Origin of the sequence: Nocardia jiangxiensis NBRC 101359 (assembly GCF_000308615.1) — a bacterium.
Taxonomy (GTDB): domain Bacteria; phylum Actinomycetota; class Actinomycetes; order Mycobacteriales; family Mycobacteriaceae; genus Nocardia; species Nocardia jiangxiensis.
The window spans coordinates 272948-287375 of sequence record NZ_BAGB01000041.1; the positions used below are offsets into that span (position 1 = coordinate 272948).

The window sequence follows — 14428 nt, forward strand, 5'->3', positions numbered from 1 at the left end:
TGGGACCTGATCCACGCCCTACTATTCGGAGCGTCGGGACGTGCGGATCGGTAGCGATTTCGTAATGTTCTGATTCGAACAGCGTTGGCGGATAGGACCTTTAGTCAGCTACCTCTTCGCAAACCTCGCGATTACATTCGATCACGCAGAGAGAACGGGTGACACCGGGAGCCTGATCCGGAAACGCTTACATCCGCGGCTGGCGACCGACCCGGTCGCCGACAGCCTCATCATCCGCCGGTTCCGGGGACGGCATGGTTCGCCGCCGAATAGCCGAAGCCACAACAGCAATCCCGGCCACGATACACAACACCCACTCGGGCCACGAAGCCAGCGCGGTCGCGGGTGTCGTGTTGTGCCGCAGCGGCAGCGCCGCCTCGAGCCGTGCGGGCACGAATTTCGACGTCTCCTGCTGCACCGTACCGTCGGCGGTGATGATCGCGCTGACCCCGGAAGTAGCCGCCACGACCAGCGCGCGACCGTGTTCCACCGCGCGCACCCGGGACATGGCCAGTTGCTGGTAGGTCATCTCGCTGTCGCCGAAGGTGGCGTTGTTGGTGGGCACGGTCAGCAGCTGCGCGCCCGCGTGCATCGAATCCTCGAACGCGCGGTCGAAGGCGACCTCGTAACAAGTTGCCACACCGATTGCTACCGGCGCACCGCCACGCAGGAGCTGGGCGTGCACCACGCCGTCACCGTGGCCGGGCACGAAATATCCGGCTCGATCGGCGTATTTCGAGAAGTGCCGGAAGAAGTCCCGGTACGGCAGGTATTCGCCGAACGGCTGGATGATCTTCTTGTCGTGCCGCTCGCCCGGACCGTCGGCCCCGTTCCAGACGATGACCGAATTGGTGGTCGTCTCGTCGTCGTTCACCAGCACCGCGCCGACCAGGATCGGCGCGTGGATCCGCTCGGATACGGCGGTGATCTCCGCGTACGCGTCACTGTTGCGTAACGGATCGATATCGGATGAGTTCTCCGGCCAGATCACCACATCAGGCTGCGCCGCACGGCCCGCGGCGACGGCGTCGGCCAGCGCCGCGGTCTCCCGGACGTGGTTGTCCAGCACCGCGCGTCGCTGCGCATTGAAGTCCAGGCCCAGGCGCGGCACGCTGCCCTGGATGGCGGCGACCGTGATCGTCCGGTCGCCGTCGGTCGGCGCGGGCAGGGCGGTGCGGAAGATCAGCCCGGCGACCGGAACGAGAACCACAACCGCTGCGGCGGTGGCGATTCCGATTCGCCACCGGACCCCGCGCCGCTCGCGCAGGCCGATGATGAAGGCCGCCAACGCCGTTCCGGTCAGCGCCACCGCGAAACTCACCCCGGGCGCGCCGCCGAGCCAGGCCAGTGGCAGGTACCAACCGTCGCCCTGACCGAATGCCAGTCGGCCCCAGGGGAATCCGCCGAACGGGAAATTCGAGCGACCCCATTCGGTGAGGGTCCACGTCGTCGCCACCCACAGCGGCCAGCCCGGCAACACGCTCACCAGCCGAGCCAGCAGGCCGAACAGCCCGACGTAGATCGCGCACGCCAGCGACAGGCCCAGCCACGGCATCGGACCGACGTAGATGCCCGTCCAGGGTAGCAGCGGCACGAAGAAGGCCAGGCCCGCGAGCAGCCCGTAACCGAATCCGCCGCGCAGCGTGCGGGTCGACCGCACCACCAGGGTCAGCAGCGCGATGCCGAGCGGGGCCAGATACCAGCAGGTGCGCGGCGGGAAACTCGCGTAGATCAGCAGGCCCGCCACGATCGCGCCGATCAGGCGCACGAGCGCCGGATGCCGCGTTGCGGCGGCGGTCAGTCGCGGGAGCGGACCCGTTGCGGCGCGGGGGTTCTCGTGGTCCTGTCGCACGTCCACGAGCTCGTCCCTCTCACGCCGCATAAATGGTGTTTCCCCGGTGCACGGTACGCAGGCAGCGCGGCAGCGGCGCGCCCGGGTCGAGCGGGGGCAGACCCGGAACCCGGGACCGCGGATCGGTGGACCAGCGCTGCACCGTATCCGAGGCCGCGGCCACCACCAGATCGGCCGCGTCCCAGATCGCGTAGGAGGCGGGCGCACCGGGCGTCAGGGTGCCGGCCACGCCGTCCCGCACGCCACCGGCCCGCCACGCACCGCGGGTGGCCGCGGCGAACGCGGCGCGCGGGGAGATCTGCTGTCCGGGAGTGCGGTGATGGGCGGCCGCACGCACCGCGGCCCACGGATTCAACTCGGTGACCGGGGCATCCGAGCCGATCGCCAGGCCGATCCCCGCGGCCGCCATGGCCGCGAAGGGATTCAGCTCGGCGGCGCGCTCGGCGCCCAGACGCGCGGCGTACATACCGTCCGGCCCACCCCAGGCCGCGTCGAATCCCGGTTGCACACTGGCGAGTACGCCGAATTCGGCGAAGATCGAGATCTGCTCGAGACCGATCGCCTCGGCATGCTCCACCCGGTGGCCGCGAGCGGCGAGCGCGGGACCGCCCATCTCGGCGGCGACTCGGGCCACCGCATCGGCCACGGCCGTGACGGCCGCATCGCCGATGGCGTGGAATCCGGCCTGGATCCCGGCCTCGGTGCACGCGCTCAGATGGGCGGCGATGGCATCGACGTCGAGATATCCGAGACCGAGGGTGTCCCGATCGGCATAGGGCGCGTGCAGCCAGGCGGTGTGCGAGCCGAGTGAGCCGTCGACGAACAGGTCTCCGGCCAGCCCGTGTACGCCGAGTTCCTTGACCAGGGTGCGGGCCTCGTCGGCGGTGCGCACCGCCGCACCCCAGTAGGCACGGACCTCGACGCCGTGCTCGAACGCCAGCAATTCGGTCACATCGTCCGGGCCGGAGATCTGCGGTCCGGCGCATTCGTGCACGGCCACAACGCCGTTGGCGGCGGCATGGTCGAGCGCCGCGCGACGGGCGCGGTCACGCTGAGAGCGATCGAGCCGATCGAGTACGGCGCTGCGGGCGAGATGATGCGCCTGCGCGCACAGCGGCTCACCGCGGGTGTATCCCGCCGCGGTGGCGATCTGCGGCACCGATTCCAGCAGGGCGGTCGAGACGACCGCCGAATGTGCGTCCACGCGAACGAGATACACGATCCGGCCGGGTCCGGCCGCGGCATCGATCTCCGCCGACGCGGGCGGGCGGGCCTGCGGCCACGCGGTCTCGTCCCAGCCCTCGCCGATGATCACCGCGTCGGGATGCGTGCGCGCGTACTCGCCCACCAGGGCCAGGCACTGCTCCAGCGACGTCGCCCCGGACAGATCCAGTCCGGTGATCTGCAAACCCAGCGCGGTCACGTGCACGTGCGGATCGACGAAGCCGGGCGCGACGAACGCACCGTCCAGATCGATGACCTCCGCACCGGGATACAGCGCCCGCCCCGGCCGCTCGGCGCCCAACCACACCACCATGCCGTCCTCGACCGCCATCGATGTGGCATCGGGCGAACTCGGGCTGTGGATGCGACCGCCGACCAGCAACTGGGTACTCACGGCTCATCAGTCTGCCGCACGGCGTTTTGCGCACCGGCCCCGGCGTCACGGCGTCCTGCACGACAGCGAGATCCGGATGGTGTCACCACCATCCGGATCCGGTGTGCACGAGGTCGGTTACCGGCCGTCGAGCATCGGGCGGGCAGGGCCCTGACCGTCGTCGTAGTACTCCTGCACGACGACGCCGTCGACCACGTCACCGGACGGGTCGACGACCACGCCGCGGTAACCGGCGGCCATGCTCAGCCGGTCGATCCGGCGGGTGGCGAAGGCCGAGACGACCGGGCGCAGCAGGCGACGGGTGGGCAGCAGCAGAAGCAGGCCGAGCACCGAGGTGACCAGGCCGGGGACGAACATGGCGACCGCACCCAGGGTGACCAGCGCACCGTCGGCGACCGCGGTGCCGGGAGCGATCTCCCCGCGACTCGCGCGCCGGAACTGGTCGAACACCCGGCGGCCCTGCGAGCGCACCAGGATCAGCCCCAGCCCTGAACAGGCGATGAGCAGCAGAATGGTTGCGACGACACCGATGAAGTGGCCGACCACGACGAGGGCGGCGATCTCGACGACGAGGTAGAGAGCGAACAGCAGCGCGGGCATGGCGATCCTTTCGAAAACCATCTACCCCATGCAACGACCGGATCGTCCGTTTTTCTCCCGATCCCGCCTGAGCAGTCGCTGAGAATCTCAGGCGCCCGGCCGCACCAGCCCGGTCTCGTAGGCCAGCACCACCGCCTGCACCCGATCGCGCAGACCGAGTTTGGTGAGCACCCGGCCGACATGGGTTTTCACCGTGGCCTCGGACAGGAACAGTTCCGCGGCGATCTCGGCGTTGGAGCGTCCGGCGGCGATCTGCTCGAGCACCTCGCGCTCGCGGGCGGTGAGCACATCGAGTACGGCCGCGTCGCGGGTGCTGCCCGGATCGTCCGCGATGAGCCGATCCAGCAGACGTTTGGTCACCTTCGGGGAGACCACCGCGTCACCGGCGGCGACGCTGCGGATCGCCGAGATCAGATCCTCGGGCGGGGTGTCCTTGAGCAGGAAGCCGCTCGCGCCCGCGCGCAACGCGCCCAGGGCGTGTTCGTCCAGGTCGAAGGTGGTCATGACGAGAACCTTGCTGCCACAACCGGATTCGAGGATCTGCCCGGTGGCGGTGACACCGTCCACGACCGGCATCCGCACATCCATCAGCACCACGTCCGGGACGAGTTCGCGGGTCCGCTGCACTGCCGCGGCACCGTTGTCGGCCTCCCCGACGACCGTCAGATCGGGATGCGCCCCCAGCACCATCCGCAGCCCGGCTCGCATCAGTTCCTGGTCGTCGACGACTAGCACGGTGATCGGCACGTGACCAACATACTGGGACCGCGTTCCCACCTCGCCCCAACCGATCCGGTCGCCGTCGGGCCCCGGCACATCCGATCGCCGAGGTCACTCGGCGACCTCACGCACGAGCGGTATCGCCGCCCGCACCCGCCAGCCGCCTTCGGGACGCCGCCCGGCCTCGAGCGCACCCCCCAGCACCGCCACCCGCTCGCGCATACCGACCAGACCGAGGCCGCTGCCCGCGATGCCGTTGCGCACCGCGAGGTCCGGTTCGGGCGCCGCGTCGACCAGCGGACCCGCACCGTGACCGAGGTCGCTGACCTCGACCAGGATGTCGGCGTCCCGGCGGTGCACCCGTACCCACGCCTTCGGGGCCGGTCCCGCATGCCGGAAGGTGTTGGTCAGCGACTCCTGCACGATGCGGTGGACCCCGAGGCTGACCTCGGGAGCCACGTCGTCGAGCTCACCGGTCATCTCCAACTCGACCGCGAGCCCGGCGCTGCGCATCATCTGCACCACCTTCGCCAATCCGGCGGTGCCGTGCTGGGGCAGTTGTTCGGGTGCATGCTCGGTGCGCAGCAGCACGACCGTGCGACGCAGTTCACGCAGGGCGTCGCGCCCGGTGGCCGCGATCGTGCCCAGGGCCTGTTCGGCGGCGTCGGGGTCGCTGCGCAGCGCGAACTTCGCACCGTCGGCCTGCACGACGATGACGCTCACCGCATGCGCGACGATATCGTGCAACTCCCGCGCGATCCGGGTGCGTTCGGCGGAAACCGCCTCGTGCGCACCGCGTTCGCGGTCGTAGTCGGCCACCGCCAGCCGCGCGGCCACCTCCGTGTCGTACGCGTGCCGGGCGCCGAGGAATTCGGCGAGCGTCCAGCACAGCGCGTAGAACAGCGTCAGGAACGCCACCGTCATCAGGACCGACTCGCGCAGCAGCAGATCCGTGAGCGCGGCGTCCACCACCAGACCGACCAGATAGATCAGCCCCTCCCGCCGACCCACGTACGCAACCAGCGTGTACAGCGCGATACCGACCGCCACCAACGCCGTGACCTGCAAATCCTCCCCGATCAACCGACTGACCACAGTCGACACGATCGCCAGCGCGAGCAGCACCGCCGCACTCGTACGCGGATATTTGCGCCGGAAGATCACCGGCACCGGCACGATCACCGCGAAGACGAGATACACCAACAGATTCCGCTTGTGCCCGATGGTCGCCAGATCGACCAGCACCAGCGCGACCGCCAACATGGAATCGGCGACGAGCGGTTTCCCCCGAAGCCACAAGCTGAATCGACGCACCACCCCAGCCTATGTGGGCGTCACCTCTCCGAAGTTCTTCGGCGCGGCTGCCACGAATACAGAGCCACTCCCGCCGGAACCTGTGCAGGCCGCCGCGCCGCTACCTACGCGAGGCCACAATTCAATTTCGAGCCTCCACGGGGAGCGGGCGGGTTTCGCGGGTCGGGGGCCCTGCCAGCCACGGCGCGAGGACCCGCGAGGTCGTCTCACGAATCTTGCGTTGCAGACGTTCCCCGTCCTCGATGGCGTGACGCCCGGAGAACAGCACGGTCAGCGCACCCGAGACGGCGCCGACCACGGCGCCGACCAGCGCGGCCGCGCCGACCTCGTCGAGTTCTTCGGGAAACGCGACGCGCAGATGACGGGCGATCTCCTGTTGGGCGAGCAGTTGCGCGTGCGCGCCGCGACCGCTCACCGCGGGAACCGTGCGCGAGACCTGCGCTCGCAGTACCGCGATGCGGGCGGGCAGGGTGTCCCCGAGATGGTCGCCGGGATTGTCACCGGCGGCCCGTAGCGCGCGCAGCAGCACTTCGACGGGACGTTCGTCCGGGCGGCGGGTGGCGATCGCGTGCACGGCCGCGTGCACCCGGTCGTCCGGCTGCGGGAACAGCAGTTCCTCTTTGCTCTCGAAATAATTGAAGAAGGTGCGGGTGCCCACCTCGGCTGCCGCGGCGATGTCGGCGACGGTCGTCGCCTCGTAGCCACGGGCCTCGAACATGTCGACGGCGGCCTCGAGGAGGGCGCGGCGGGTGCGTTCCCGCTTGCGGTCACGGAGGGCTGATGGCGGCACGCGGGCAGACAGTACGGCATATGCCAGCGAATTCCGGGCAGGCAGCGTGTCCGCGCGTTGCGTCTCGCGCCACATCGCACAACATGCAATCTTGCACTCGATGCAGCATGGCGCGGCGTGTCGTATTGTGCCGCACCGGATTCCGGAACGTTCCCGAGCATACGGTTGAACGACCGCTTCGCGAGCAATTAGCGTGTGCGAGGTGAGCATCACACCTCGCGCCGTGGACGAACAGTTCCGCGCACTGCCGCTGGCCGCCCTGGCCGATGCGGCGCTCGCGGCCGCGCGTGCCGCCGGCGCCGACTATGCCGACCTGCGCGTGCACCGGCTCGTCCAGCAGACCATCCGGTTGCGCGACGGCCGCGTCGAGGCGATCACCGATTCGACCGATCTGGGCTTCGCGGTCCGCGTGATCGTCGACGGCACCTGGGGTTTCGCCTCGCACGCCGACCTGTCCGCCGACGCCGCCGCCGAGGTCGCCCGGCGTGCGGTGACCGTCGCGACGACGCTGCGGGCGCTCAATCGCGAAGAGGTGCTCCTGGCCGATGAGCCCGTGCACCGCGACGTGCACTGGGTCTCGGACTACGGAATCGATCCGTTCGAGGTGCCGACTCCGGAGAAAACGGCACTGCTGCTGGACTATTCGGAACGCCTCTCCGCCGCCGATGGCGTCGACCACGTCACCGCGCATGTGCTGCAGGTCAAGGAGCAGACCTATTTCGCGGACACCGCGGGCTCCTCGATCACGCAGCAGCGGGTGCGGGTGTATCCGCTGCTGGAGGCCATCACGGTCGATCCGACGGCCGGCGCGTTCGAGACGATGCGCACCCTGGCCGCACCCGCCGCACGCGGCTGGGAGTACCTGACCGGCGAGGACGGCGTGTGGGACTGGACCGGCGAGCTGGCGCGGATTCCGGAGTGGCTGGCCGAGAAGGTCAAAGCGCCCACCGTGGACCCGGGCCCGGCCGATCTGGTCATCGATCCGACGAATCTGTGGCTCACCATCCACGAATCCATCGGCCACGCCACCGAATACGATCGCGCCATCGGCTACGAATCCGCCTACGCCGGAACCTCCTTCGCCACCCCGGACAAGCTGGGCACGCTGCGCTACGGCACGCCGATCATGCACGTCACCGGCGACCGCACCGAACCGTACGGCCTGGCCACGGTCGGCTACGACGACGAGGGCGTGGCCGGGCAGCGCTGGGATCTGATCCGCGACGGCGTTCTGGTCGGCTATCAACTGGATCGAGCGTTCGCGCCGCGCCTGGGCCTGGACCGCTCGAACGGTTGCTCGTACGCCGACTCCGCGCACCACGTCCCGATCCAGCGGATGGCCAACGTCTCACTGCAACCGGATCCCGAACACGACACCAGCACCGACGAACTCATCTCCCGAGTGGAGAACGGCATCTACGTCGTCGGCGACAAGTCGTGGTCGATCGATATGCAGCGCTACAACTTCCAGTTCACCGGACAGCGATTCTTCCGGATCCGCAACGGGCGCTTGGCCGGTCAGCTGCGCGATGTCGCCTACCAGGCCACCACCACCGATTTCTGGGGTTCGATGGAGGCGGTGGGCGGCCCGTCGACCTGGGTGCTCGGCGGCGCGTTCAACTGCGGTAAGGCCCAGCCCGGCCAGGTCGCGGCGGTCGGCCACGGCTGTCCGTCGGTGCTGGTGCGCGGGGTCAATATTCTCAACACCCGATCGGAGGCCGGGCGGTGAGCGTGCTTCACGGTGGGGAGGTCGTCGAGCGGGCGCTGGCCGCGTCGCGAGCGGACGAGGCGATCGTGCTGGTCACCGACGCCGCCGAGGCGTCGCTGCGCTGGGCCGGAAATTCCATGACCACCAACGGATCCACGATCTCGCGGGAGTGGTCGGTGGTGTCGATCCTGCGCGAGGGGCCCACCTCGGCCCGGGTCGGCAGCGTGAGTTCCACCAGCGTCGACGCGGCCGATATCGAGGCGGTGGTGCGCGCGAGCGAAGAGGCCGCGCGCTCGGCCGCACCGGCCCGCGACGCGGTGCCGCTGCTCGAGCCCGACGCGGTCGGGCTGCATCTGGATCCGGACTGGGCCGCGGACCCCGCGGCCACCGGTATCGAGGTGTTCACCGGCCTGGCCCGCGATCTGGCCACCGGATTCGACGGCGCGGACCGGCTGTACGGCTTCGCGCACCATCAGCTGCACACCACGTGGCTGGGCACCTCCACCGGTATCCGCCGCCGCTGGACCCAGCCGACCGGATCGGTGGAGATCAACGGAAAGCGCGGCCCGGCATCGGATGTCGCGAGCGCGTGGGTCGGTGCGGGCACCCTGGATTTCACCGATGTCGACACCCCGGGCCTGCTCGCCGAACTCGCGCGGCGGCTGGACTGGAACGCGCGCCGGGTGGAGCTGCCCGCCGGACGTTACGAAACGCTGCTGCCGCCCTCGGCGGTCGCGGATCTGCTGATCAACATGGCCTGGGAGATGCAGGGCCGCGGCGCGAACGAGGGACACACCGCCTTCTCGCGCGCCGGCGGCACCCGAATCGGCGAGCGGCTCACCGACATTCCGCTCACCCTCTACTCCGACCCCAGCGCGACGGGACTCGAATATCTGCCCTTCGTGGCGACCGCGTCCTCCTCGGACTCGGTGTCGGTATTCGACAACGGCCTCCCGGCGCAACGCGTGGACTGGGTGCGCGAGGGCGTCATCGACAATCTGGTGTATCCCCGGGCGATCGCCGCGGAATTCGATGCGCCGGTGACGGTTCCGGGCGACAATCTGCTGATGACCGGCGGTTCTGCTGCCACCCTGCCGGAGATGATCGCCGCCACCGGCCGCGGCCTGCTGCTGACCTGCCTGTGGTACATCCGCGAGGTCGATCCCGCCACTCTGCTGCTGACCGGCCTGACCCGGGACGGGGTGTACCTGATCGAGGACGGCGAGATCACCGGCGCGGTGAACAACTTCCGTTTCAACGAGAGTCCGCTGGACCTGCTGCGCCGCACCACCGAGGCCGGGGCTACGGAGATCACGCTGCCGCGCGAATGGAAGGACTGGTTCACCCGAACGGCCATGCCCACCTTGCGAATTCCCGACTTCCACATGTCCTCGGTGAGCCGGGCGACCTGACGCACGGCGCGTCCGGACCGGACGTGACCGGTCCACGGACAATCACGATGGCCGCACAACCGGTCGACCCGTATGGCAGAATCGCCGCCACACAGTCGAAGCGGGGGCAGCATGACAGACGACAGCGGGGGCCGGGTATTCGGTCCGTTGATCGAACAGGCCAAGTCCGGCTCGGTGTCACTCGATGTGGAGCCGCAGGCGTTCCTGGCGCTGGATCGGGCTCTGCAACAACGCAAGACCGAGATCCAGGCGATCCAGAAACTCGTCCAGCAGGTGCAGACGCACGAGGCGTGGGGCCTGGGCGAGAAGACCGACATCCTCACCTCGGCCCGCACGATCGCGCAGCGTTTCCGGGACAAGGGCGGCGGCGGGGCCAACAACGCCTACGACACCCTGCAGGACCACTGGAAGACCGCCGACGAGATGCAGACCCTGTTCCGCACGATCTGTGATCGACTACAACAGACGGACAGCGAGTTCGCCGCGAAACTCCGTGCGGCACAGGCGGCTACGGAGGAGGCGGTATGAGCGTGCGCTCTGCGGCGGCACCGGGTGAGGGGATGCTGTGACGACCTACGATCCGCCCGGCATCACCGATCCGGAGAACGTCGACGCGCTCACGCATCAGCAGATCTACGACGCGTTCCAGACCGTCGCGCAGAGCGCCGGTGACGTCGTCACGGCCTGGCAGCAGGCCGGAAGTCAGTGGCGCACCTCCACCACCGGTCTGGTCAAGGCCGTGCGCTCGGCGGTGGACGGACAGTGGAGCGGCGCATCCGCGCAGGCCGCGGTGTCCGCCCTGGTCGATTACGGCAAACAGGCCGGGGAGCTGGCGGATCTGTTCGACGCGGCCGGACAGGCCGTCTCCAGTACCGCTCAGGCCGCGCTCACGACCAAGGCGTACATTCCCGAACCTGTTCCGGTGAGCGCCGATCAGACCAAGGATCCGTCCGGGTTCGACCGGCAGACCCGCGATGCGAGCAAGGCCCAGGACGACGCGCGGCAGGTGATGCAGCAGCGGTACGTCCTGCCGTTCACCGATCAGGACAAGCGGATTCCCACCTTCCCCGCCGCGGCGCCCCTCGCGAACGGTGACGGCACCGACCCGGCGAGCACGAGCGACTCCGACGCCCCGGCGGCGTCGACGAAACCGACCGCTTGGCGCAACGGCACCGATCCGGATGCCACCTCCCCGGCGAGTGTCACCTCGCTGCTGCGCGACCTGCCGTTCCCGGCGTCGGTCGACGCGACCATCGGGCGGTTCCTGCACGATCCGTCGTCGGCGACGCCCAGCACGAGCGATGTACTGTTCCAGCAGCCGACGACGAGTCGACCGTCCCGAGCCGATCGGGACGAGAACACCTCGGCCCCCAAGGCCACGCGGCCGACGACCGCAACTCCCGCCGAGTCCGCCCCGACCACGCCCTCCTCGGTGCACACCGACTCACCGGGAATCACCCCGGATGGCGACCAACGAGACTCGACAGCACAGCGGCCGAATTCCACTCCGCAGCAACCGAACTCGGACCATCAGCAACCCGGCTCGGATCACCCGGCGGCTCCGGAGCAGACCCAGACGCAGTCCACCGGCACCTCCACCGATGCGGTTCGGCCCGGACACGACAGTATGGCGAATCCGCCCGCCGGCGGGTCCTCGCCCAACTCCGCTCCCGCTCCGAACTCGACGCCTGCGCCCAGTGCGCCGTCCACCGGTTCGTCCGGGCCGGTCCCGGGCAACTCGACGCCGAATCTCGCCGGACCCGCACTCGGTTCGGCAGGTTCGGCGGGGTCCATCCCGGCGATTCCATCGCCGGTACCCAGTACGCCCGCACCGGTACCCAGCGCGCCGACACCGAGCACACCGGCGCCCAGCGCACCGACACCGGCACCGGTAACCCCCACGCCCGCACCGAGTTTCGCGGCACACGCGCCGAACCAGCCCGCACCGGGATCCAGCACACCGGTTCCGGCGCCGACCGTACAGGCCCCGGCGCCCGGCACCTCGACCCCGGCGCCTGCGGTGCCCAAGCCGGTGCCGAGCACACCCGTGCCCGGCGCACAGGCACCGGCGGCGCAAGCCGCACCCGCCCGCCCGACGTTGGATCCGCTACCGCCCGATGTCCTGGCCGAGCCCGCGGCGGCCGCGGTCACCGGGGCGGCCACCGCGGAGGTGATGTCGGATCCGGGCCACCACCACTCCGGCGCGGACCATCGGCCACCTCGACTACGGGTCAGATACGAAGGCGATCGGGATCGGACGGGCAAGAAGGTCGACCTACGGCACGAGTCGCACACCGCGGAAATGACCGGAAGAGATGAGCACGTCCAGCCGACGATAGGTGAATAATGGCCACTTGGTCGTTCGAGGACGAGGAATTCGCGGCATTGTGGTTCGGGCCCGCGAACGACCGAATGCTCTATCCGCTGCATTATCTGTCCCGATTCGGCCATGTCAACGAGCGCGACACCTTCTGGGAGCAGGTCCAGCACAAGTACTCCGAACAGGGTCGGCTGAGTTGGAATCAGGCCGACCTGCTGCGGCGGGCGTTCACCGTATTGACCGATCCGGAGGTGTGGGCCGAGATCCATGGCGTCTCGGATCAGGCCGGGCCGATCCGGGTCGCCGCGGCCCGCCACGACCGGCATGCCGCTCTCGCAATACAATTCACCCGTCGCCCGCGTATCGAGCTGAGTATCGTGAGTTCCGACCGGCTCTCTGCGGTACTCGCCGGTGTGCTGCCGCAGTGTTCGCCCGGGATGCGGCCCGCGCAGGCCTTCGCGGCGGCCGATCTGTATCCCGAACGTCAGTCGGCGTTGCATTACACCGGGGAATCGACTCCGCTGCAACGGTATCGACACTTGGTCCGGCGTCCGGCGGGCGGGGCCGGAGTGGTGACAGTGTTCCGGGGGCCGCGCAATCGAGGCGGTGAGCAGCCCCACAAGGTGGGCGCGGTGCGCTGGTACGACATCCATGAGGACGGCCGCTACATGGAAACCGGCAATCGCACCGTCACCGTCCAGCCCGCGGACACCTCCGCGATCCAGGCCGCGGTCGCCCGGTTACTCGACAACGCGCTGTCCGAATATCGCGACTACGTGGACGACATCGGCGAGTACGCCCACCGATAGATCCAAATTTCGTTCGCCTACAAGGAAATTCGATGGATCTAGCGGGATGCGTCGCGCGGACGCAAGCGGACCACAGCGGTACCGCCCGCCAACGCGGCGCGTAGCTGGGCACGGTTCACGCTGACGTCGGCATCGAGGCTGATTCCGGCGAAGCGACCGTGGACCGGATTCTGTTCCAGGATGATCCGGTACAGCTCGACGATCGGTTCCTCTTCGGTGATCACCTCCCAGTCGGCGCGGATCTCTCTCCCGCGCAACGTAACCCGCACGGATTCGCCGTCGCGCAGATTACGCCGCCAGCGGGCCGCGGTGCCGACCAGCAGATCCCCCTCGTAGGAGGCATACCCGACCGGGTTGGCGTATTCGCGGCCGGTCTTGCGACCGACGACGGTGATGATCAGCAGTTTGCCGCTGAAGATGCGATGCAATCGGGAGCGCAGCAGGTAGCGGACGGTGGCGTCCCAGGAACGCTGCAGCCGGGACTGTGTGGGCGCCGGCGTCGTGGGGGCGGGACTGGACATGGCGAGTACCTCCGGATCGCGCATTTACTGAGTGTATACTCAGAAAATACGACGAGATGCGGCATACTGCAAGAGCGAATCGAGTTTTCAGGAGGCGATGTGGCACCCGAGCGCGCGGCCCGCGGCCGTCCCCGCACCGGCGTGCGCGAGGCTGTGATCGCCAGCGCACAGCAGACGCTCGCGGAATCCGGCCTGGCCCGCACGTCCACCAAGGAGATCGCGCGTCGGGCGGGCGTCGCCGAATCGAGCATCTTCTACCACTTCGGCGACCGGATGGGCCTGCTGCACGCGGTGATCCAGCATCAGTTGCGGCCGTTGAAGGAACTCCTGGCGGACCGGCCCGGAACCGAGCACAGCCTGCGCGAGGACGTGCTCGATCTGCTCGGCGCGCTCGAGGAGTTCTACCTCGCCGCCATTCCGGCCATCGCCGCCGTCCAGTCCGATGCCGAACTGCGCGAATCCTACGAAAAGCGCAGTCGCGACATGGATCTGGGCCCGCACCGCGCGGTCGATGCGATTCTCGCCCACCTGTCCCCCCGCGCCGCGACCGCCGACCTGCGTCCCGCGGCTCTCCTGCTGGCGGGCGCGGCGCATCAGCGCGCCCTGCAACGCCATCTGAGCCCACCCGACGCCCTGGCCTCGCTGCCGACCCGTGCGGACATCGCGGATACCCTACTGCCCGTGTTCGATTCAGCGCTACGCGGTTCGTAGTCGATCGCGCGACGTCTGCGGCCGATGCCACCTATTCGAGCGAATACAGCGAA

Annotated in this window: 13 protein-coding genes; 6 read left to right on the forward strand and 7 right to left on the reverse strand. The window is 69.1% G+C overall.

The window, feature by feature from the left end; translation table 11 throughout:
* Positions 1-187: 187 nt before the first annotated feature.
* From lnt to ON40_RS15350, 6 genes are all read right to left on the reverse strand, one after another.
* The gene (gene lnt, locus ON40_RS15325) at positions 188-1801 is read right to left on the reverse strand and encodes an apolipoprotein N-acyltransferase (protein ID WP_051193246.1); all 1614 of its coding nucleotides are present in this window, start codon (positions 1799-1801) and stop codon (positions 188-190) included.
* A 70-nt stretch (positions 1802-1871) separates the two neighbouring features.
* Positions 1872-3470 carry an amidohydrolase gene (locus tag ON40_RS15330; RefSeq protein ID WP_040823027.1) on the reverse strand — a complete coding sequence of 533 codons (1599 nt, stop codon included), beginning with the start codon at positions 3468-3470 and terminating at the stop codon, positions 1872-1874.
* A 117-nt stretch (positions 3471-3587) separates the two neighbouring features.
* A complete protein-coding gene (locus ON40_RS15335) occupies positions 3588-4070 on the reverse strand; it encodes an FxsA family protein (protein ID WP_040823028.1) in 483 nt (160 codons plus the stop codon).
* 87 nt (positions 4071-4157) lie between these two features.
* A complete protein-coding gene (locus ON40_RS15340) occupies positions 4158-4817 on the reverse strand; it encodes a response regulator (protein ID WP_040824134.1) in 660 nt (219 codons plus the stop codon).
* Between the two features lie 84 nt (positions 4818-4901).
* Positions 4902-6104: a sensor histidine kinase gene (locus ON40_RS15345; protein WP_040824136.1), complete on the reverse strand. Its 1203-nt coding sequence runs from the start codon at positions 6102-6104 to the stop codon at positions 4902-4904.
* A gap of 121 nt (positions 6105-6225) precedes the next feature.
* Positions 6226-6894, reverse strand: a complete 669-nt coding sequence (locus ON40_RS15350) for a TetR/AcrR family transcriptional regulator (protein WP_245567815.1) — start codon at positions 6892-6894, stop codon at positions 6226-6228.
* 202 nt (positions 6895-7096) lie between these two features.
* Here ON40_RS15350 and ON40_RS15355 point away from each other — a divergent pair, with 202 nt between their 5' ends.
* The 5 genes from ON40_RS15355 to ON40_RS15375 all read left to right on the forward strand — a co-directional run bounded on the left by ON40_RS15355 (position 7097) and on the right by ON40_RS15375 (position 13143).
* Entirely contained in the window at positions 7097-8623 is a 1527-nt protein-coding gene (locus ON40_RS15355; protein WP_373281908.1) for a TldD/PmbA family protein, read from the forward strand.
* A gap of 2 nt (positions 8624-8625) precedes the next feature.
* Complete coding sequence (locus ON40_RS15360) at positions 8626-10014, forward strand: metallopeptidase TldD-related protein (protein WP_040823031.1); 1389 nt, start codon at positions 8626-8628, stop codon at positions 10012-10014.
* Between the two features lie 111 nt (positions 10015-10125).
* Positions 10126-10542, forward strand: a complete 417-nt coding sequence (locus tag ON40_RS15365) for a hypothetical protein (protein ID WP_040823032.1) — start codon at positions 10126-10128, stop codon at positions 10540-10542.
* A gap of 37 nt (positions 10543-10579) precedes the next feature.
* The gene (locus ON40_RS15370; RefSeq protein ID WP_040823034.1) at positions 10580-12361 is read left to right on the forward strand and encodes a WXG100 family type VII secretion target; all 1782 of its coding nucleotides are present in this window, start codon (positions 10580-10582) and stop codon (positions 12359-12361) included.
* The gene (locus ON40_RS15375; protein ID WP_040823035.1) at positions 12361-13143 is read left to right on the forward strand and encodes an ESX secretion-associated protein EspG; all 783 of its coding nucleotides are present in this window, start codon (positions 12361-12363) and stop codon (positions 13141-13143) included. Before ON40_RS15370 ends, ON40_RS15375 begins: the two co-directional genes overlap by 1 nt.
* A gap of 38 nt (positions 13144-13181) precedes the next feature.
* On the opposite strand, the gene ON40_RS48170 is transcribed toward ON40_RS15375, so the two are convergent.
* The gene (locus ON40_RS48170) at positions 13182-13688 is read right to left on the reverse strand and encodes a nitroreductase/quinone reductase family protein (protein ID WP_051193139.1); all 507 of its coding nucleotides are present in this window, start codon (positions 13686-13688) and stop codon (positions 13182-13184) included.
* 75 nt (positions 13689-13763) lie between these two features.
* Between ON40_RS48170 and ON40_RS15385 the strand changes: the two genes are divergently transcribed.
* Positions 13764-14375 carry a TetR/AcrR family transcriptional regulator gene (locus tag ON40_RS15385; protein ID WP_051193140.1) on the forward strand — a complete coding sequence of 204 codons (612 nt, stop codon included), beginning with the start codon at positions 13764-13766 and terminating at the stop codon, positions 14373-14375.
* Positions 14376-14428: the final 53 nt, after the last annotated feature.